This window comes from Streptomyces sp. ADI96-02, assembly GCF_003846185.1.
Lineage (GTDB): Bacteria > Actinomycetota > Actinomycetes > Streptomycetales > Streptomycetaceae > Streptomyces.
This window is the reverse complement of sequence record NZ_ML123034.1, coordinates 6,225,225-6,226,643: the sequence shown is the minus strand read 5'-3', so window position 1 is coordinate 6,226,643 and position 1,419 is coordinate 6,225,225. Positions and strand designations below refer to the sequence as shown.

The 1,419-nt window shown below is 60.5% G+C and carries 1 protein-coding gene and 1 pseudogene; both read left to right on the top strand.

All coding sequences use genetic code 11. From position 1 onward, the window contains the following. Positions 1-798: hypothetical protein (locus tag EES43_RS27240; protein WP_206430134.1), on the top strand; the 798-nt coding region annotated here is incomplete at its 5' end. 379 nt (positions 799-1,177) lie between these two features. Beyond that, positions 1,178-1,351, top strand: a pseudogene (locus tag EES43_RS27235) (tyrosine-type recombinase/integrase); the annotation flags it as partial. Positions 1,352-1,419: the final 68 nt, after the last annotated feature.

The following is a 1,419-nucleotide window of genomic DNA, read 5'->3' as shown; positions in this document are numbered from 1 at the left end:
TGGGAAGGAATGCCCTACCTCGACTTCGCCCTCGCCCTCGGAGGCATCGCCCTCACCGTCGGCACGGGCGGACTGGCAGCCCCCGCAGCCGGTGCCGCCCTCGCCGCCCGGGCAGCCGTCTACGCCACCCGGACAGCCACCGCCGTCGCCGCCGCAGGAGGCGCTGCCGCCGCCGTCGCCGCCACCGACCAGATCTGGGCCAACAACAACGGCAACGGCTTCCTCCCCGACGACGTCCGCACCGCCCTCGACATCGCCGGCTTCGCCGGGGGAGCCGCAGGCGGCATGATCGGTGCCAAAAACACACCCAAGGCAGCACAGAAAATCGCCACCAAATACCAAGCATGGAAAAATGCGAAAAAAATCGAGGGCACTACGCCGGTAAACAAAGGAAAAATGGCGACTGTCGAACAGGAAACGCCCAGCCATACCGCTTCAACCATCGAAGACCGAGAAGGAGGATATTTCGACCCGCAAAGCAAAGAAGCCTGGAAGGCGGTGGAAGATTTCAGACGTGAGACAGGAATATCGAAAGCATTCGGAGAGGGTGGCCCAAATGTCATTAAAGTGCGAACCACCAAGGATAAGGAAGTGTTCAGATCGGTGCATTCCTACAGCCGCACGGAGAACACCTACAAAGTCTCAAGCCCCGAAGTCCGGGTAGACCCCAATGAAATTGGGGTCCCCAAAACGATAATATATCGATCCGCAGGGTCGCGGTACACTCTGTCGAGTGCGGGAGAAATTCCGGAACTCGGAACAAAAAGTATAGAGATCAACATATTTTTCACTGCTTGAGAGGGCTTCTTTCATCCTGTCTCAGCTGGGCGAAATGGGCTGGTCAGGCGGGGTAACACGGCGAAGCCCCTCATCGTGGTGTGGTGATCTCACTCAACACACCGGTCGGCGGCGGCTTCGTTGGTTCCGCCGGTTAGCCAAACCGGCGCTTCTCGCTCAGACGATTGTTGTCCACCGGTTGCCCGGAGCACCACTGCGGATCAGTTCCATCAGAAGGGACTCACCGCTTCAGTGCATGGAGAACCCCCGGTTCTCCACCTGCGGGCCGCGTCGCCTGTCGCCGACCGCCTTCTTCGTATCCCTTTGGTGCTCCATACCCCCGGAGATCCACCGCCCTTGCCCATCGAACCGATAGCAGACTACACAGACCGTCAGACGCATACGAAGAACGAGGGCGGTGCATCTGCGTCGCCACGACCTCCGGCACACCGGGTTGACCTGGTTCGCTGACGCCGGGGTCCAAGTACACGTCCTCCGCAGGATCGCCGGCCACGGTTCACTGACCACCACCCAGCGCTACCTTCACCCGGATGTCCCCAAGATCACGGCGGCCTGGTCCCCGACTGGTCCCCAAAAACGATCAAGGGCCGGTTTCGGATTGCTCCGAAACCGGCCCTGATC